This is a genomic window from Gluconobacter sp. P5E10 (assembly GCF_018812145.1).
Lineage (GTDB): Bacteria > Pseudomonadota > Alphaproteobacteria > Acetobacterales > Acetobacteraceae > Gluconobacter > Gluconobacter cerinus.
In genome coordinates this window covers 48,460-66,594 of the sequence record NZ_JACRVZ010000010.1, presented here as the reverse complement: position 1 = coordinate 66,594, position 18,135 = coordinate 48,460, and the positions used below count along the sequence as shown (strand labels likewise).

The 18,135-nt window shown below is 57.2% G+C and carries 19 protein-coding genes, 1 pseudogene and 1 riboswitch; of the genes and pseudogenes, 12 read left to right on the top strand and 8 right to left on the bottom strand.

All coding sequences use genetic code 11. The annotated features are described in order from the left end of the window. Positions 1 to 196: pseudogene (locus KP707_RS15340) on the top strand (hypothetical protein); the annotation flags it as partial. Between the two features lie 29 nt (positions 197 to 225). Here KP707_RS15340 and serB read toward each other — a convergent pair. After that, positions 226 to 1,119 carry a phosphoserine phosphatase SerB gene (serB, locus tag KP707_RS15335; RefSeq protein WP_211503610.1) on the bottom strand — a complete coding sequence of 298 codons (894 nt, stop codon included), beginning with the start codon at positions 1,117 to 1,119 and terminating at the stop codon, positions 226 to 228. A gap of 42 nt (positions 1,120 to 1,161) precedes the next feature. On the opposite strand from serB, the gene miaA reads away from it, so the two are divergent. The 6 genes from miaA (at position 1,162) to speE (ending at position 7,417) form a co-directional block, all read left to right on the top strand. Beyond that, complete coding sequence (gene miaA / locus KP707_RS15330) at positions 1,162 to 2,169, top strand: tRNA (adenosine(37)-N6)-dimethylallyltransferase MiaA (protein WP_211503611.1); 1,008 nt, start codon at positions 1,162 to 1,164, stop codon at positions 2,167 to 2,169. Positions 2,170 to 2,178: 9 nt separating this feature from the next. Next, positions 2,179 to 3,975 carry a biosynthetic-type acetolactate synthase large subunit gene (gene ilvB / locus KP707_RS15325; protein WP_211503612.1) on the top strand — a complete coding sequence of 599 codons (1,797 nt, stop codon included), beginning with the start codon at positions 2,179 to 2,181 and terminating at the stop codon, positions 3,973 to 3,975. Then, the gene (gene ilvN / locus KP707_RS15320; RefSeq protein WP_064275493.1) at positions 3,975 to 4,502 is read left to right on the top strand and encodes an acetolactate synthase small subunit; all 528 of its coding nucleotides are present in this window, start codon (positions 3,975 to 3,977) and stop codon (positions 4,500 to 4,502) included. The genes ilvB and ilvN overlap by 1 nt, the downstream gene beginning before the upstream one ends. Next, the gene (gene ilvC / locus KP707_RS15315) at positions 4,502 to 5,521 is read left to right on the top strand and encodes a ketol-acid reductoisomerase (protein WP_046900379.1); all 1,020 of its coding nucleotides are present in this window, start codon (positions 4,502 to 4,504) and stop codon (positions 5,519 to 5,521) included. Before ilvN ends, ilvC begins: the two co-directional genes overlap by 1 nt. A gap of 471 nt (positions 5,522 to 5,992) precedes the next feature. Further along, positions 5,993 to 6,472 (top strand): adenosylmethionine decarboxylase, encoded by a 480-nt coding sequence (gene speD / locus KP707_RS15310; protein ID WP_046900378.1) that lies wholly within the window; start codon positions 5,993 to 5,995, stop codon positions 6,470 to 6,472. Positions 6,473 to 6,544: 72 nt separating this feature from the next. Further along, positions 6,545 to 7,417 carry a polyamine aminopropyltransferase gene (speE, locus tag KP707_RS15305; RefSeq protein ID WP_046900377.1) on the top strand — a complete coding sequence of 291 codons (873 nt, stop codon included), beginning with the start codon at positions 6,545 to 6,547 and terminating at the stop codon, positions 7,415 to 7,417. 35 nt (positions 7,418 to 7,452) lie between these two features. Here speE and KP707_RS15300 read toward each other — a convergent pair whose 3' ends face one another. The 3 genes from KP707_RS15300 to KP707_RS15290 form a co-directional block, all read right to left on the bottom strand. Continuing rightward, positions 7,453 to 7,890 (bottom strand): MarR family winged helix-turn-helix transcriptional regulator, encoded by a 438-nt coding sequence (locus tag KP707_RS15300; protein ID WP_064275494.1) that lies wholly within the window; start codon positions 7,888 to 7,890, stop codon positions 7,453 to 7,455. A 131-nt stretch (positions 7,891 to 8,021) separates the two neighbouring features. Beyond that, a complete protein-coding gene (locus tag KP707_RS15295; RefSeq protein ID WP_211503613.1) occupies positions 8,022 to 8,291 on the bottom strand; it encodes a DUF333 domain-containing protein in 270 nt (89 codons plus the stop codon). A gap of 1 nt (position 8,292) precedes the next feature. After that, positions 8,293 to 8,595: a putative quinol monooxygenase gene (locus tag KP707_RS15290; RefSeq protein ID WP_086634734.1), complete on the bottom strand. Its 303-nt coding sequence runs from the start codon at positions 8,593 to 8,595 to the stop codon at positions 8,293 to 8,295. A gap of 98 nt (positions 8,596 to 8,693) precedes the next feature. Further along, positions 8,694 to 8,784, top strand: a riboswitch (glycine riboswitch). 139 nt (positions 8,785 to 8,923) lie between these two features. Here KP707_RS15290 and gcvT point away from each other — a divergent pair. The 3 genes from gcvT (at position 8,924) to gcvP (ending at position 13,348) form a co-directional block, all read left to right on the top strand. Then, positions 8,924 to 10,057, top strand: coding sequence for a glycine cleavage system aminomethyltransferase GcvT (gene gcvT, locus KP707_RS15285; protein WP_211503614.1), 1,134 nt, complete (start codon positions 8,924 to 8,926; stop codon positions 10,055 to 10,057). Between the two features lie 17 nt (positions 10,058 to 10,074). After that, the gene (gene gcvH, locus KP707_RS15280) at positions 10,075 to 10,434 is read left to right on the top strand and encodes a glycine cleavage system protein GcvH (RefSeq protein ID WP_211499314.1); all 360 of its coding nucleotides are present in this window, start codon (positions 10,075 to 10,077) and stop codon (positions 10,432 to 10,434) included. Between the two features lie 76 nt (positions 10,435 to 10,510). Then, a complete protein-coding gene (gene gcvP / locus KP707_RS15275; RefSeq protein ID WP_211507057.1) occupies positions 10,511 to 13,348 on the top strand; it encodes an aminomethyl-transferring glycine dehydrogenase in 2,838 nt (945 codons plus the stop codon). Between the two features lie 62 nt (positions 13,349 to 13,410). On the opposite strand, the gene KP707_RS15270 is transcribed toward gcvP, so the two are convergent. Further along, complete coding sequence (locus tag KP707_RS15270; protein ID WP_211503616.1) at positions 13,411 to 13,881, bottom strand: YbaK/EbsC family protein; 471 nt, start codon at positions 13,879 to 13,881, stop codon at positions 13,411 to 13,413. Positions 13,882 to 14,039: 158 nt separating this feature from the next. On the opposite strand from KP707_RS15270, the gene KP707_RS15265 reads away from it, so the two are divergent. Both KP707_RS15265 and KP707_RS15260 read left to right on the top strand, forming a co-directional pair. Further along, positions 14,040 to 14,351, top strand: coding sequence for a putative quinol monooxygenase (locus KP707_RS15265; protein WP_235271740.1), 312 nt, complete (start codon positions 14,040 to 14,042; stop codon positions 14,349 to 14,351). 84 nt (positions 14,352 to 14,435) lie between these two features. Further along, on the top strand, positions 14,436 to 14,648 hold the full coding sequence (locus KP707_RS15260; protein ID WP_046900368.1) for a heavy-metal-associated domain-containing protein: 213 nt from the start codon (positions 14,436 to 14,438) through the stop codon (positions 14,646 to 14,648). Between the two features lie 21 nt (positions 14,649 to 14,669). Here KP707_RS15260 and KP707_RS15255 read toward each other — a convergent pair whose 3' ends face one another. The 3 genes from KP707_RS15255 to glnA all read right to left on the bottom strand — a co-directional run bounded on the left by KP707_RS15255 (position 14,670) and on the right by glnA (position 17,788). After that, complete coding sequence (locus KP707_RS15255; RefSeq protein ID WP_211503617.1) at positions 14,670 to 15,662, bottom strand: MBL fold metallo-hydrolase; 993 nt, start codon at positions 15,660 to 15,662, stop codon at positions 14,670 to 14,672. Positions 15,663 to 15,691: 29 nt separating this feature from the next. After that, positions 15,692 to 16,321, bottom strand: a complete 630-nt coding sequence (locus KP707_RS15250; RefSeq protein ID WP_211503618.1) for a trimeric intracellular cation channel family protein — start codon at positions 16,319 to 16,321, stop codon at positions 15,692 to 15,694. 84 nt (positions 16,322 to 16,405) lie between these two features. Continuing rightward, positions 16,406 to 17,788: a type I glutamate--ammonia ligase gene (glnA, locus tag KP707_RS15245; protein WP_046900948.1), complete on the bottom strand. Its 1,383-nt coding sequence runs from the start codon at positions 17,786 to 17,788 to the stop codon at positions 16,406 to 16,408. Positions 17,789 to 18,135: the final 347 nt, after the last annotated feature.

Below are 18,135 nucleotides of genomic sequence, written 5' to 3'. Positions count from 1 at the left end.
CGGCTGGGGCGTTGGCGCTGCCCTTGGTGTCGCAGCCGGCATGGCAATCGAAGGTGCTGCCAATTCCTATCCCGGCGGGTACTACCCTGGTGGATATCAGGGAGGTGTTCCTGCTGGCGGGTATGCCGTTCCGCAGGGATATTATGGAGCGCCAGCTTATTATGGTGGTGTCCCGCCTTATACCTGGGGGTACTGAGGCGGGAGTATAAGGGCGCGGCCTTTTCGTCAGTCAGTGACGAAATCGGCGGCGCGGTATCCCTGAGCGAATAGATGTGCACGCAGACCTGAAAAATTGATCTGCGTGCCAATCACCTTCTTCACATTCGGTTTTGCGTGGAAGGCCAGACCCAGCCCGGCGCTGGCCAGCATTGGAATATCGTTTGCACCGTCACCAGTTGTGAGTGCAGCACGAAGCTGAACACCCCGCTCAGTTGTCAGGGCTTCCAGATGAGTCAGCTTTGCATCTGGCCCCAGAACCGGGCCGCCTAGCTTTCCAGTCATCTTGCCATCGGTGATTTCAAGAATGTTTCCGTGATTTTCGTCGAAGCCACATAGCTCTGCCACACGTTGTGTGAACCATGTGAAGCCACCTGACACCAGAGCCGTCCGAGCATTGTGCTTGCGCATGGTCTGCACGAGCTCTTTTGCACCGTCCGTCAGGGTTACATTCTTCCAGACGTCTTCCAGAACAGACGCTGATTTTCCTGCGAGCAGAGCAACGCGTTGTTCAATGGACGTTTCAAAGTCGATCTCTCCATTCATGGAGGCTCGGGTGATGGCTGCAACCTGCTCGCCTACACCAAGAGCTGCCGCCATTTCATCCAGCGTTTCTCCCGTCACGACAGTGCTGTCCATGTCTGCAACGAGAACAGCTTTGCGGCGGCCACGGGTTTTCAGCAGCAGTGTGTCGACCTGATAGGGGGCCAGCGTTGCGCGGATTGTTGCTGCGCTTGCGGCGCCGGGCCCAGGCGTAGGGCATGGAATATCGACGGCTTCCCCTTCAGACAGAACGATAGGGGCTTTGCCTTTCACCAGAGAGCGGGCGACGTCGATGGCTTCTGGTTTGAGGGGGCCAGCCTTGCGGTCGGCAATGAGTGTCAGAACGGAAGGAAGGGACATAAGCTCTCGTAACGATCCAGCGCGTGTGGCAGGAACAGGGGAATGAACGCCCCAAAGACAGCAATCATTGTGGCTGGCCCGACGTGCTCCGGCAAGTCTGCTCTGGCTCTTGATCTTGCGCGGACCTTCAATGGAACAGTGATCAATGCTGATTCCATGCAGGTTTACCGCGATCTTCATATTCTCACAGCGCGCCCCGATGCCTCGGATGAGGCGGTTGTTCCGCACCGGCTATATGGTGTTCTGGATGCAGCGACGCCGGGAAGTGTGGCTTGGTGGCGCGAGCAGGCTCTGACCGAAATGGATGCGGCCTGGAGGGCTGGGCGTCTGCCAATTCTGTGCGGTGGTACGGGCATGTATCTCCGCGCTCTCACGGATGGTCTCGTGGAAGTGCCTGACCCGGGGGATAGCGCGCGACAGGAAGCCCGAACACTGGCCCAGGACATTGGCCCGGCAGCTCTGCATGAGAAGCTGTTGGAGGTAGACCCGGAAACTGCCTCCGCGCTGCGCCCGAATGATACGCAGCGTATTTCCAGAGCATGGGAAGTCTGGCGTGGGACGGGGCATGGTCTTGTCTGGTGGCGGGCTCAACCCGGTCTGCCAGCGGCTCCCTGCCGATTTGTTTCCGTTCTTCTAGATCCGCCACGGGAGGAATTGCGGGCGTCTCTTGGTGCCCGCTTTAGCCAGATGCTGGAGGCTGGAGCGCTGGATGAAGTGCGTCAACTTGTTGCACGGGGTCTGGATTCTGTATTGCCAGCCATGCGCGCGCATGGGGTTCCTGAGCTTGCTGCGGTGTTGCAGGGTGAGGTGACGATCGAGGCTGCGCGCCAGGCTGCTGTTCTGGCGACAGGCCGATATACGCGCCGACAGGCGACGTGGTTTCGGCATCATGCCTTGGGAGCAGATGGCAATTCGATGGTTTCGTTTCGTAGATACACCCCATTTGCGCAAGAATCGAAAACAGAACACGAAAAAATTGAGAATTTTATATCTGAGCGAGTTGACGAATCCTACAGAACTGTCCTAAATCCCGCGCCTCATACCCCTTAGGAGGATACGGTGACGGCTTCTGCTGAAAGAGACGCAACAACAGGCAACGAGGCGCTGAATGGCGCGGAGGTGCTTCTGCGCGTTCTCGATGAACAGGGCGTAGAGGTAGTCTTTGGCTATCCGGGGGGCGCTGTCCTCCCAATCTACGATGCGCTTTTCAAGCAGGACCGTATCCGCCACATTCTTGTCCGTCATGAGCAGGCTGCCGTTCATGCGGCTGAGGCCTATGCGCGTTCTACGGGCAAGGTTGGCGTTGTTCTGGTGACATCCGGTCCTGGCGCAACCAATGCCGTGACCGGCCTTGTCGATGCGCTGATGGATTCGATCCCGCTGGTCTGCCTGACCGGTCAGGTGCCGACGAAGCTGATCGGCAATGATGCGTTCCAGGAGGCGGACACGACGGGCATTACCCGTCCGGCCACGAAACACAACTATCTGGTGCGGACGCCGGGTGCTCTGGCCCAGACGGTGCGTGAAGCTTTCGAGGTGGCGCGTTCCGGTCGTCCGGGGCCTGTGCTGGTTGATCTGCCCAAGGACATCACGGTGGGTCAGGCTCCGCTGACGGAGCCAGCGCTGTCGCGGCTGAAGCGGTTCCGCCGTCAGGGTGGCCCGGATGCCGAAGCAATTGCCCGCACGGTCGAGGCCATGAAGACGGCCAAGCGTCCGCTGTTCTATACGGGCGGTGGTATCATCAATTCCGGTCCGGAAGCGTCTGAGCTTCTGCGTCGTCTGGCGCGCAAGACGGGTTTCCCGGTCACGTCTACGCTGATGGGGCTGGGGGCGTTTCCGTCTCCTGATCCGCAGTTCCTCGGTATGCTGGGCATGCACGGGTCTGTTGAGGCGAACATGGCCACGCATGGCTGTGACCTGCTGATCGCTCTGGGTGCGCGTTTTGATGATCGCGTGACGGGCCGTGTGGACGCGTTTTCGCCGAATTCGTTCAAAGTGCATGCAGATATTGATCCAAGCCAGATCAACAAGATCATCCGTGTGGATGTGCGTCTGGAAGGTGATGTTCGCGATACGCTTCAGGCGCTGCTGGACGCATGGGACGATACGCCGGCACCGGATCTGAGCACATGGTGGAACCAGATTGCGTCCTGGCGTAGCGTGGATGGCTTTGGCTTCACGCAGGATATGACGCCGTCTGCGGTGATCCGTCCGCAGCATGCCGTTCGTCGCCTGTACGAAATGGCGATGGAAACGGGGCGGGACACGTTTGTGTCCACCGAGGTGGGTCAGCATCAGATGTGGGCGGCCCAGCACTTCCAGTTCGCCAAGCCGAACCGCTGGCTGACGTCTGGTGGTCTGGGAACGATGGGCTACGGTTTGCCAGCCGCTGTGGGCGCGCAGGTTGCGCATCCGGATGCTCTGGTGATTGATATTGCGGGTGAAGCCTCGACCCTGATGAACATTCAGGAGCTGGGCACGATCGCGCAGTATCGTCTGCCGGTGAAGATCTTCATCCTGAACAACCAGTATATGGGCATGGTGCGTCAGTGGCAGGAGCTGCTGCATGGGTCACGCTATTCCCAGTCTTACAGCGAAGCGCTGCCAGACTTCGTAAAGTTGGCGGAAGCGTTCCAGGCAACCGGGATGCGTGCGACCTGCGTGGGTGAGCTGGACGATGTCATCCGCCGGATGCTGGAGCATGACGGCCCTGTCATCGCGGATATCTGCGTGGCGGAAAATGAAAACTGCTACCCGATGATTCCATCGGGCGCGGCTCACAACCAGATGCTGCTTGGCCCGGATCAGGATTCCGCAGCCGCAGGTCTGACCGAAGAAGGGATGATGCTGGTCTGATGACGGAGACAATCCAACATTCGGTCATCTCGGTTCTTATTGAAGACGAGAGTGGCGCACTGGCCCGCGTGGTGGGTCTGTTTTCAGGCCGGGGCTACAACATTGAGAGCCTGACGGTTGCGCTGGTGGATGCCGAGCGCAGCCTGTCACGCATTACGGTTCTGACGTCGGGGACGCCGCAGGTTATTGAGCAGATCAAGGCGCAGCTGAAGCGTCTGATTCCGGTTCATGCGGTTTGTGATCTGACGGAAGAAGGCCCGTATGTAGGCCGTGAGCTTGCTCTTGTAAAAGTCGTTTCCCGTGGCGAGAACCGCACGGAAGGTCTGCGGATTGCGGATTCTTTCCGGGCGCGCCCGGTTGATACGACGGCCACCAGTTTTGTGTTCGAACTGACGGGGTCTCCCTCCAAGATCGACGCTTTTATCGAGTTGATGCGCCCCCTTGGCCTGGCTGAGGTTTCGCGCACGGGGATTGCGGCCATTGGTCGTGGCCCTTCTGTCTTTCACGTTAACGAGGAACATGTCTGATGCGGGTGTATTACGATCGCGATGCCGATCTGAATCTGATCAAGAGCAAGAAAGTCGCGATCATTGGCTACGGCAGCCAGGGTCACGCTCATGCCAACAACCTGCGTGACAGCGGCCTGACCGACATTGTCATTGGCCTGCGTCCGACGTCCTCTGCCGTTAAGAAGGCAGAAGAGGCTGGCTTCAAGGTCATGTCCCCGGACGAGGCTGCTGCCTGGGCCGACGTGGTCATGGTTCTGACGCCGGATGAAGGCCAGGGCGCCCTGTACAAGGACAGCCTTGAGAAGAACCTGAAGCAGGGTGCAGCACTTGCATTCGCACACGGTCTGTCCATCCACTTCCGCATCATTGAAGCCCGTCCGGATCTGGACGTGTTCCTGATCGCGCCGAAGGGCCCGGGCCACACGGTTCGTTCCGAATACCAGCGTGGCGGTGGCGTTCCGTCCCTCGTTGCTGTGGCCCAGAATGCTTCTGGCAAGGCTCTGGACATCGCTCTGTCCTACGCTTCCGCAAATGGCGGCGGCCGTGCAGGCATCATCGAGACGAGCTTCAAGGAAGAAGTCGAAACCGATCTGTTCGGTGAGCAGGCTGTTCTGTGTGGTGGTGTCGTTGACCTGATCCGCGCTGGCTTTGAGACGCTGGTTGAAGGTGGCTATGCCCCGGAAATGGCTTACTTCGAGTGCCTGCACGAAATGAAGCTGATCGTGGATCTGATCTACGAAGGCGGCATTTCCAACATGAACTACTCCATCTCCAACACTGCGGAGTATGGTGAGTACGTGACGGGTCCGCGCATCATCACGCCGGAAACGAAGGCTGAGATGAAGCGCGTTCTGACGGACATTCAGGATGGGACGTTCGTTCGTAACTTCATCCTTGAGAACCAGTCTGGTGGCGTTGGCTTCAAGGCTATCCGCGCTCGCAATGACGCTCATCAGATCGAGAAGACCGGTGAGAAGCTGCGTGCGATGATGCCGTGGATTGCCAAGGGCAAGCTGGTCGACAAGGCCAAGAACTGATCTTTACGGATTAGGTCCCCTTAGTCGCTATCGGCTAGGGGGTATGAAGAGCACGCATTGCGAGGCTGAGATATTTCAGCTTTGGAGTGCGTGTTTTTTTATGCGCTGTGCAGGGCCTCGCCTGCCTACGCCGCAGATGACGCATAGGACGAATCGTTGGCTATGACGGGGCGTATCTGTTGCTGTGTCAGAAAGACCCTGAAGTGAAGGGTGATCCCAAAAAATTGCCGGTTTTTTGAGTTTTTAGAGGGTATTTTACTCTGAATTCCCAAACGCTTGTTCTTCCTGGGAGCGTCTGGCGGCAGTGGGATGATCTGTAATGTCGGCCCGGCTTCTTCAGGTAATGTGACATATTAGCGAATCAGGTCAGAAAACCCTTGCATCCGCAGGAAGGGGGCTCTAACTACCGCGCTTCTTGGCCCAAGGGGGCGATTTCGCCCAACAGGCTGTCTACTGGTTTGGGGGTACGTGATGAACGCACTTGCTCAACTGGGGATGGTATCGGAACTCCCGAGAGATATCCAGAACAGCGCTGCTCACTCTGTTGAAGAGGAGCGCAAAGACTATTTTATTGAACGGGATGGCGAACGCTATGCCGGTAATCATTTGCTGATCGATTTCTGGGATGCCCGGAATCTAGATGATCCAGCACGGATTGATGAGACGCTGCGCGAGGGTGCTATTGCAGCCGGTGCAACGATTCTGCACAGCCATTTCCACCACTTCACGCCGAATGGTGGTGTGTCTGGTGTTCTGGTGCTGGCAGAAAGTCACATCTCGATCCACACATGGCCAGAGCGTAATTACGCTGCGGTAGATGTGTTCATGTGCGGCGCCTGTGATCCGAATCTTTCGATTCCGGTCATGCAGCGCTTGTTCCAGGCTGGCCGCATCGAAGTTGATGCCGTACGCCGTGGACGCGTGCAGGACAGGAACGCTAGCGCGGCCTGATTCTCGGATAGGGGCCAGCCGAACCGGCTGGTCTTTACTCTGCTATTAAATCCCGACAAGGAACCGATGACCATGGCTGAAACATGGATCAACGAGACCCTGTACCCGGACTGGGGACAGCGTTTTCTCGTAACGCGTGAGCTCGCGCGCGTAAAATCTGATTTCCAGGACATTGTTGTCTTTGAAAGCTCCAGCCATGGCCGTGTGCTGGTTCTGGATGGCGTCATTCAGATCACGGAACGCGATGAGTTCGTTTATCAGGAAATGCTGACGCATGTTCCGATGCTGGCGCATCCGTGTGCGAAGCGCGTTCTGATCATTGGTGCGGGTGACGGTGGCGTTCTGCGTCGCGTTCTTGAGCACAAGACCGTTGAAAAAGCCGTCATGGTGGAAATCGATGGTGCGGTAATTGAACTCTCCAAGCAGCATCTGCCGAACATTGCGGGCGATGCCTGGAATGACCCGCGCGCTGAAGTGATTGTCGGTGATGGTATCGACTATGTTGCCAAGGCTGCTGACGGTTCTTTTGACGTGATCATCGTGGACAGCACGGACCCGATCGGCGTTGGTGAAGTTCTGTTTACGGACGAATTTTACAGCAACTGCGCACGTATCCTGTCGGATGAAGGTCTGATCGTGAACCAGTGCGGTGTTCCGTTCATGCAGTCTGATGAACTGTATGAGACGAGCCTGCGTCGTGCGAAATTCTTCCCGCATGTTTCAGCTTATGTTGCCGCTGTCCCGACTTATGTCGGCGGTTTCATGACGTTGGGTATGGCTTCCAAAGGCCAGGCTCCGAACACGCAGACGCTGGAGCAGATTCGCGGACGTGCAGACGCTGCCAAGATTCTCGGCACGACACGCTATTGGACGCCTGAAATTCACGTCGGCTCTTTCAATCTGCCGCCATATATTGCCGAGCATCTTCCTAAGACGGAGAAGTAAGGCCTGATCCTTCGCTCTTTTAGGAGTGAAGGATTTTAAAGGCAGCTTTCGAGGCTGCTGCTCATGCGTTCCAGAAGCGTAATGAGAATGTCTCTTTCCAGCGGGGTGAAGCCTTTGAAGGCTTCCTCGCTGGCCCCTTCCATAATTGGAATAACCTGCTGGCTTTTAGTGAGGCCAACTGGCGAAAGCCGGATCTGACTGACGCGTTTGTCGTCCGGGTCGGGTTCGCGTTCGATCAAGCCGTCCCGCTCCATGCGGGCCAGCAGTGTTGCCATGCCTGGTTGCTCAATCCCTGCGAGCTCAGCAAGCACCTTTTGAGTGCGGACTTCGCCTTTTCCGAGGGCAAGGAAAACCGGAATCTGTCCTGCGCGCATTCCGGCGGGTTTCAGTTTCTGTTCCATCAGGCGCGTGAAAAGGCGCCCGGTCTTGCTTGTTAACGAGCCTATGGAGAGGCAAGGGGCCTGATTCTGCATGGGGAACTGCCTTCAGGTGGATAGTGTGGATAACATACATAACATGTTATGTATTTATTTTAAGAAGACTGCTCATATCGTAAAGCGGTTTTCCTGATCTCTTTGGAAATCAGGAAAACGAGAGGAAGCACTTACGGTTTGGAGGTGGGTGGCAACGATTTGCACTGATGGTCGCGGTACAGGCTCCATTCTTCACAGGTCTGGCCGGAGGGAAGGTGACACATACCAATCTGTCCAGCTGGCTGACTAACGATTTCCAGAGTTCCTCCCTGCTGTGTGCAGGAGACGCTGGCCGGGTTTGCTAGGCCTATGAGATGCGGCTTTTGCGGTTGTTCCGCGCTGCATGCAGCCAATAGGAAAAGAGTGGCGCCACAGACGCTGTTTTTGAGCAAGAAGCGCATATCAGGGTGCCGTCCTTGTAAAGAAGCGGACGTTGTTTTCCTTGGCGCCAAGGGTTTTCACAGCCTCTGCGAATTTCTGGAAGTGCGGCGTTTTGAGGTGCACATCAAAGGCAGCCTGATCGCGATAGGTTTCGACAAGCACAATGAGATTCGGATCTTCATTGGATGTCATCACGTCAAAGCTATGGCAGTCGGGCTCGTCCGCGTTGGAATGCTTGCTGTCATAAGCACACATTTCAAGGAATTTTTCCCGATTTTCTGGGGGAATGGACAATTCTGCAATGACAGTCAGTTCGCCAGCCATGAAAGTTCTCCCGTTCTGGTTACAAAGGTATGCGGCAATCGTAACGCAGAACTAACCGTAACGATTGCGAAGAGATCAGGAAACTGGCAGGATCGAGTCCGACCAATACGGGAGAGACTGGCCTTGAAGGCTGGCGCCGAAGGAGCAACCGCCCCGGAAACTCTCAGGCCAAAGGACCGAGTTGGTCGGTAAATTCTGGAGAGAGGTGCGCCTGACGTACCCGCCGACGGGATAGCGATCTCAGGCAAAAGGACAGAAGGGGCGGCGTTTTCCGGAAGATTCCGGGCGCGTCTGCACCTTCACGTTCTGACCGGGCCGGACCTACCCCATGACCGACTCCCTCCAGCGTACCCCTCTTCATGCACTCAATCTGGAACTTGGCGCCAAAATGGTGCCGTTTGCGGGTTATGAGATGCCGCTTCAGTATCCCGCAGGGCTGATGGCCGAGCATTTGCACACGCGTAGCCAGGCTGGGCTTTTTGACGTCTCCCATATGGGGCAGATCCGGATTGCTGCTCGTAGTGGTGATGTGCGTGATGCCGCTCTGGCGCTCGAAAGCCTGATCCCGGCGGATTATGCGGGGCTTGCGAAAGGGCGGCAGCGCTACGGATTTCTGACCAATGATACCGCAGGCATTCTTGATGATCTGATGGTCGCCAATATGGGCGATGATCTGTTCGTTGTGGTGAATGCGTCTTGCAAGGAGCAGGATGCGGCGCTGATTGAAGCGGCTCTTTCTGACCGTTGTGTTGTGACGCGGCAGTTTGATCGCGCGTTGATGGCGTTGCAGGGGCCGCAGGCTCAGGAGGCTATCGCACCTCTTTGTCCGGCAGCGGTCGATATGCGTTTTATGGACGTGATCGAGACGGAGCTTGCTGGTGTTCCGGTCACGCTGTCGCGCTCGGGTTACACCGGTGAAGATGGTTACGAAATTGGCTGTGCAGTCGCAGATGCGGAGACCGTTGCGCGGGCGTTGCTGGCTCAGCCGCAGGTTCTGCCCATTGGGCTTGGAGCCCGGGATTCGCTTCGTCTGGAAGCGGGGCTTTGCCTGTATGGCAATGACATCGACACGACGACCACGCCAATTGAAGCCTCTTTGGCCTGGGCCATTCAGAAGGCCCGGCGCGAGGGTGGTTCCCGGGAAGGCGGGTATCCAGGCGCTGAAATCGTTCTGCGTCAGGCTCGTGAAGGTGTTAGCCGCAAGCGTGTTGGCCTGATGGCGGAGGGGCGTGCGCCTGTTCGTGCTGGTGCGAAGCTTTTTGCGGATGCGGAAGGCCAGAAAGAGATCGGTCTGGTGACGTCAGGGGCGTTTGGCCCGACGGTCCAGGCGCCGGTGGCGATGGGATATGTCGCAACAGACTACGCAGGGAATGACACGGCACTGTTTGCCGAACTGCGTGGAAAATTCGTTCCGGTTCATGTTCGGGCGATGCCGTTCGTGGCGCCCGGTTTCAAGCGTTAAGCCAAGGAAAAGCAGCGATGACGACTTATTATACCAAATCGCATGAATGGATCCGTCTGGACGGGGAAGAAGCGACTGTGGGCATCACGGCTCATGCTTCTGAAGAGCTGGGCGAACTGGTGTTCGTGGAAGCCAAGGATGAAGGCACGGACGTGGCGGCGGGCGATGCTGCTGCGGTTGTGGAATCCGTCAAGGCGGCGTCTGACATTTATGCTCCGGTTGCCGGTGTGCTGTCGGGCTTCAACACGAAGCTGTCCGATGAGCCGACGCTGGTTGGCAATGACCCGGAAGGTGAGGGTTGGATCTTCAGGATGAAGGTTTCCAACCCGGAGGACGTGACGTCCCTTCTGACGGCAGAGCAGTACAAGAGCCTCTGACGTTCTGTGATGGGTCTGGCTTTTGTCGGGCCCATTTTTCTTTCCCTGCCCATCAAGACTTCCAGAGAACGATACCGTGACGATCCTGTGGCCTGAACAGACCGAAGACTTCAGCTCCCGCCATATTGGCCCACGCTCCTCTGAAATTACGGAGATGTTGCAGACGATCGGGGCGTCCAGCCTTGATGATCTGATTGACCGGACGGTTCCGAAAGCCATTCTTGATCGTGGCGATCACGGGATTGGTGAGGCGCTGACTGAACAGCAGGCTCTGGCGCGTCTGCGGGAGATTGCGTCCCGAAACCGTGTTCTGACGTCCATGATCGGGCAGGGATATTACGACACGGTTCTTCCGCCGGTCATTCAGCGCAATATTCTGGAAAACCCGGCCTGGTACACGGCTTACACGCCGTATCAGCCGGAAATCAGTCAGGGCCGCCTTGAGGCGCTTCTGAACTTCCAGACGCTTGTGGCCGATCTGACAGGGCTCGATATCGCCAATGCGTCTCTGCTGGATGAGAGCACGGCCTGTGCGGAGGCGATGGCGCTGGCCAAGCGCGTCTGCAAGTCCAAGTCCGAACGCTTCTTCGTAGATGCCGACACGCACCCGCAGACGCTGGCTGTTCTGAAGACGCGGGCCGAGCCGCTGGGCTGGGAGATTGTCGTGGGTGATCCGGCGACGGATCTGGATGCGGCGTCCGTGTTTGGTGCGCTGCTGTCCTATCCGGGGTCGTCCGGGGCTGTGCGTGACCCGCGGAGTGTGATTGAGGCAGTTCATGCTCAGGGCGGTATTGTTGCCGTGACCTGTGATCCGCTGGCTCTTGTGATGCTGGAAAGCCCGGGGGCTCTGGGCGCGGACATCGCCATCGGGTCCATGCAGCGTTATGGCGTGCCGATGGGTGGTGGTGGCCCGCATGCCGGGTTCATGGCGACGAAGGATGCTTATAAGCGGCATATGCCGGGGCGTCTGGTCGGTGTTTCACGTGATAGCGCCGGGCGCCCCGCTTACCGACTGGCGTTGCAGACCCGTGAGCAGCATATCCGCCGCGAGAAGGCAACGTCCAACATCTGCACGGCGCAGGTTCTGCTGGCTGTCATTGCGTCCATGTATGCGGTGTATCATGGACCGGAAGGGCTGAAGGCGATTGCGGGTCGCACGCATCGTCTGGCGGCTATTTTGGCTGCGGGCCTGAAGGCCTTGGGTGTGACGGTTGAGACGGAAACGTTTTTCGACACGCTGACAGTTCAGGCTGGTTCCGAGGCGCAGGGCATTCTTGCCAAGGCTCTGGATGCCGGGATTAATCTGCGTGATGCGGGCGAAGGACGGATTGGTCTGTCCTGTGATGAGACGACGACGCCTGAAACCATCCGGGCGCTGTGGCAGTGCTTTGGAGCGGATGAGGCGCGTGTTGCGGTTCTGGAGCGCGAGCTTTCCGTGGAAGAAGCTCTACCGCAGGCGCTGTCCCGTCAGGCGGCTTTGCTGATGCATCCGGTGTTCCATGTTCATCGTTCGGAGACGGATCTGCTGCGGTATATGCGGTCTCTGTCTGACAAGGATCTGGCGCTGGATCGGACGATGATTCCGCTGGGCTCCTGCACGATGAAGCTTAATGCAACCGCAGAAATGATTCCTATCACCTGGTCTGAATTTGGGCGGATTCATCCGTTTGCGCCGAGGGATCAGCAGCTTGGGTATGCGGAACTGTTCGCATATCTGGAGCGGACGCTGTGTGCGATTTCTGGCTACGATGCTGTGTCGCTTCAGCCAAATTCTGGCGCGCAGGGTGAGTTTGCGGGCCTTCTGGCGATCCGTGGGTATCATCAGGCGCGCGGAGATATGGATCGGGATGTGTGCCTGATTCCGGCGTCCGCGCATGGGACAAACCCGGCGTCTGCCCACATGGTGGGAATGCGGGTGGTTGTTGTAGCCTGTGACAGCAACGGGAACGTTGATGTTGAAGATTTGAAGGCAAAAATCGCGCAGCATGACGGACGTGTGGCGGCCATTATGATTACCTATCCTTCTACGCATGGTGTGTTTGAGGAACGGATTGTCGAGATCTGTGATCTTGTTCATGCGGCTGGTGGGCAGGTTTATCTGGATGGTGCGAACCTGAATGCGCAGGTCGGTCTGGCGCGGCCGGGTCTGTACGGGGCTGATGTTTCGCATTTCAATCTGCACAAGACGTTCTGCATTCCGCATGGCGGTGGTGGACCGGGCATGGGGCCGATTGGTGTGGGCAGCCATCTGGCGCCGTATCTGCCGGGCCAGAACGGAATTGCCGTTTCTGCTGCACCGTATGGGTCAGCGTCCATTCTGCCGATCTCTGCGGCGTACATCATGATGATGGGGGATGAGGGACTGCGCCGTGCAACGGAAGCGGCCATTCTGAATGCGAACTACATCGCGGCGCGTCTGGAAGCGCATTACCCGGTGCTGTATCGGGGCAGCAATGGCTTTACGGCGCATGAGTGCATTGTTGATCTGCGGCCCATCAAGGATGCGGTTGGTGTAACGGTGGACGATATTGCCAAGCGTCTGATTGATCACGGGTTCCATGCGCCGACGGTCAGTTTCCCGGTGGCGGGGACATTCATGATCGAGCCGACAGAGTCCGAGGGGAAGGTCGAGCTGGATCGGTTCTGCGATGCGATGATCGCCATTCGGGCAGAAATTGCAGATGTGGAAGCAGGGGCAGTTGCCGTAGAGGATAGCCCGCTACGGTTTGCGCCTCACACGACGGCTGACTTGGCCGGTGAGTGGGGTCGCCCCTATGCGCGGGAGAAGGGCTGTTTCCCGGGTGGGGTTAACACGTCCAAGTACTGGTCGCCTGTCGGACGGCTGGATAACGCGTGGGGCGACCGGAATCTGGTGTGTTCCTGCCCGGATATTTCGACTTACGCAGACGCGTAATATTAATCTGTTTTGTGAGTAGAAAAGGGCGCCCTCAAAAGGAGCGCCTTTTTTATTGTCTATCAGGATATGACGGTGACCCATTGTGCAGACGTCAGTTCTGCCAAACGCGCCGGGGTGAGCATGACAGAGGCATTGGTGGCACCTGCAGCAGGGATCACGATGTTAAATGCGCGAAGAGACTCATCGCAATAAACGGGAAGTGGCTTTGATAGTCCAAAGGGGCAAACGCCGCCGGGCGGATGGCTTGTAAGTGCCAGCACCTCGTCTCCGTTAAGGAAGCGGGGGCGCCCTCCCAGAGCGTCTTTTGTCAGACGATTATCCAGACGTTTGGTTCCTGCCATGACGATCAGCACAGTTTTAGCTTGTGGCCCTGACCCAACCTTCACACCGAGTGTTTTGGCAATCTGATCGGGCTCGACATTGTGTGTGGCAGCAGCTTCTTCAACGGTAGCCGTGGAACGCTCCGTCACAATGATGGAGAGATCAGGCGCGCGCTGGGCGAGATCAGTCCTTACGCTTTCAAGACTCATGAGTAGGTGCCTCCGGAAATTTCAGGAAGATGTTTCATGTGAAACATGGGGGAGATTTCAGAAAACGTATCTTGTAGAAATGGCAGCGCACAGGGGCGAGGGCCATCAGTTTACCGATGGGAACCAGATCCTGTATCTTTTTTTGTGAGGAAAACATCGTGAGTCATGCTGCCTGTGTTGTCGCCATTCTGACTGTATCGTCTGACCAGGCACGAGAGCTGGAGCTGGAACTGGTACGCTGCATTGTTGCATCACGTGCGGAAGAAGGCTGCCAGCGTTACGTAATCAGCCGCGATCAGGACCATGCAGGACGCTTCACGGCCGAGGAGCGCTGGGCTTCGACGGAGGCTTTCGAGCAGCATTTGGAGACGCCACATTTTAGGTCTCTTGCCGCGTTGCTGGATCGTCTGGATGCTTCTGTGCAGTTGATGAAGGTGACGCCGCTTGATGAAATCAGTGACGCGATCTGAAAGCTGTTTCAATTCCAGCGGGAATATGTCTCTTCTGATGTGTCGCTGTTGGGGCGGCAAACCATGCACGAAGGAGAGACACCCATGACAGCAACCGTAACATTTCAGGTCGAAGGCATGTCCTGCACAGGGTGTTCAGGCAAGCTCCAGAAAGCCCTTGAAGCTGTTCCTGGCGTTTCTGCTGCGGATGTAACCCTGGAGCCAGCACAGGCTGTCATTCAGTATGACGATGCCAAGGTTTCTACGGCGGCGCTGAAAGAGACAGTGGAAGACGTTGGCTTTGATGTTGTTGGCTGACTGAGAGATTGCCTTTGGCGGTCAGAGCCTGAGGTGCAGGCTCTGGGCTGCCATAATGAAGTGGACGCCTGTTGTATTGCCCGCTTCCAGTTCTTCATGAATGCGCAGAACGGGATCTTGCTGGCGTCTGAGTGTCGGTTTGACGTGCGTGATTACGACGGGCAGATTTTTGAGCGAAACGCCTGCGATCTGCTGAAGATCTTCCAGTTCTGCCTCTACCCAGTGCGGCGTCAGATGCCCGTACAGGTGGCTATCGGAAATGGAGTTGTCATAAGAGCACTCTATCATGATGGCATGGAGATGTTTCTGACGCACAAGGGGCGCGACAGCCTGCCAGAGACGATGGAGGTGATCTGAGTGCTGTGGGGCGTCTGGCCCGGTATCTCCGAGATAGAGCAGGGCGTCTTGGCCGTTTGTGAGCAGAAATGCTGTTGATTCCACACCTCCGTGGTTCAATGGATAGGCCTGAACCTGCAAAGATGTTCCGCTAATAGGTGTGGGTTTCTCGGGTGTTAGATCGTCATAGCGGTATGTGCTGAGCCGGGGTTTGACGCCTTGGTCGCCCATGTTGGGCCAAATCTGCCAGTTGAAGATATGTTCGGCGAGAATGGCGTTGACGGATGCGAGAGCCATGATCGGTTTGGGTGTGTCATCCGGGGAGATGGCGACCAGACCGGCAATATGATCCAAGTGAGCATGGCTTATCAGATAGGCCGCAATGGTCGTGTGAAGGATTTCCCCTTCCGGCGTCAGTGTTGCGGACTTGAGAGAAAGGGTTTTGAACGCACCCTCTTTTGCGGCGTCTTTCAGGCCATGCAGAACGGTTCCCGCATCGCAGAGAACGCCTTTGTCAGAACCTTCAGGCCGGATCAGGTAGGCGCTTAACGTTCCGTCATCCAGGCCCCCGGCGGCTCCCAGTACGACGATATCAAAGTCTGAGGCGTGCGCTATGGGGGCACAAAGAAGCAGAGGGAGAGCGGCTAGAAGTCCCTTCAGGACGGGGGCGATGCGCATGAGCGGATGTTCTTTTCCGTGAGGAGGGGCTATTTTCGATAATGCGGCAGCGACAGTCCCTTGAGAAGAGCAAGTGCGCGAAGGGCAAACCCTGCGAAAATGGCGATGGCAGCTGCCAGTGTGGTGTCACACCCTGCTTTTGTCAGGAGCACATAGCTGCACGATGAGAGGGCAACAGCAGTAACATACAGCTCTGGACGAATGATGATGGATGGGACGCCAGCCAGCACATCGCGAAAAATGCCTCCCATGCAGGCACTGACAATTCCCATCAGAGCGGCTGGTACAGGTGGGATGCCATAGGCAATGGCTTTGGCTGCGCCATACACGCCATAAGCCGCAATCCCCATCCCGTCGAACCAGTCTACGGCGCGCTCGGACCAGAGGCGACCTGGCGTGAACCAGACGAGCAAAGCGCAGGCCATGCAGACCGTGATGCCAGTGGAGTTGTGCATCCATGAGACAGGTGCACCGATCAGCAGATCGCGCACGGTTCCACCGCCAACACCTGTAATGGCGGCGAAGAACATGAAAGTCAGGATTGTCAGGCGTTCCCGTGCGGCGGCGAGGGCTCCTGAAACGGCAAAGACGGCCGTTCCGGCAATATCCAGAATGGGCAAGACAGAAGTTGAGAAAGCCTCGAAAGCGGGATGCATCATGACGGGTGCCGTAACAGGGAAAGCGGGTACGAAAAAGCCCGGCGCAATGGCCGGGCTTCTCCGTTTTGCAGAAGTCTGCTCGGATTAGACCGAGTAGTACATCTCGAACTCGACCGGGTGGGGTGTGTGTTCGAACTTGTAAACTTCAGGCCACTTGATGTCGATGTAGCTCTCGATCTGGTCCTTGGTGAAAACGCCGCCTTCGAGAAGGAATGCGTGATCTTCCTGAAGGGCTTCGAGGGCTTCACGGAGCGAACCGCAGACCGTCGGGATCTGAGCAAGCTCTTCCTTCGGCAGTTCGTACAGATCCTTGTCCATGGCGTCGCCAGGGTGGATCTTGTTGCGGATGCCATCAAGACCGGCCATCAGCATGGCTGCGAATGCAAGATATGGGTTTGCCATCGGGTCCGGGAAGCGGACTTCAACGCGCTTTGCCTTCGGGTTCGTGGCGTGCGGGATACGACACGAAGCTGAACGGTTGGCAGCGGAGTAGGCCAGCAGCACGGGCGCTTCAAAGCCCGGGATCAGGCGCTTGTAGGAGTTGGTGGACGGGTTCGTGAACGCGTTCAGAGCCTTGGCGTGCTTGATGATGCCGCCAATGTAGAACAGTGCGTCTTCGGACAGGTCCGCATACTTGTCGCCAGCGAAGGTTGGCTTGCCGTCTTTCCAGATGGACTGGTGAACGTGCATGCCGGAACCGTTGTCGCCCGAGATCGGCTTCGGCATGAACGTGGCCGTTTTGCCGTAGGAGTGGGCGACGTTGTGCACGCAGTACTTGTAGATCTGCATGAAGTCAGCAGACTTCACGAGCGTGTCGAACTTCGTGCCAAGCTCGTGCTGGGACTGTGCAACTTCGTGATGGTGCTTCTCGATCGGAAGACCCATTTCGCCCATCGTGGAAAGCATTTCGGCGCGGAGGTCATGCTCGCTGTCCACTGGCGGGACCGGGAAGTAACCACCCTTGACGACAGGGCGATGGCCCATGTTGCCTTCCGGGTAGGCTTTCAGAGATGCGCCTGGGCCTTCGATGCTGTCGAGCTGGTACGTGCCAAAGTTCGGGCCGGTGCCGAACTGGACGTTGTCGAAGATGAAGAATTCAGCTTCCGGGCCGAAGAAAGCGGTATCGCCGAAGCCGGCTTCCTTCAGATAGGCTTCTGCAAGCTTGGCCGTCGAGCGGGGATCACGATTGTAGAAGTTGCCTGTCTTGGGATCAATAATGTCACAGAACAGGATCAGCTGCGGCTTTGCGGAGAACGGGTCCATGACGGCCGTTTCCGGATCTGGCAGCAGGACCATGTCGGACTCGTTGATCGCTTTCCAGCCCTGGATGGACGAGCCATCGAACATGAAGCCTTCAACGAACGTGTCGTCTTCAATGGTGGAGACCGTCTGGGTCGTGTGGTGCCACTTGCCCTTGGGATCGGTGAAGCGCAGATCGACGAACTCAGCCGCATGTTCTTGGATCATCTCGAAAACGCGGGCAACGGCCTCGGGCTTCGGTGCTGGTGGCTTGCCAGCTGCGGCGGTTGTCTTGGGGGAAGCAGCCTTGGCGGAAGCGCGGCGTGGAGCTGCAGCTTTCGGTTTGGCGGTGGAGGAAGTAGGGGCTTTTCTGGCCATCGATCTGTCGCCTTGCATCGTGTGAACGGCTTCAAAACGATTACGGGACAATTTCCCATCTGTCGAGTACGACATACACCTTCATTTCATCATCAATTGAAGAAAGAAAGTGTCTCAAAATGGCACTTGGCCTGATTGGACGCGTTTTTCTGGCCGATCAGGGATGGGGAAGCTCTGACTTGCCGGGGTGTTGTCCG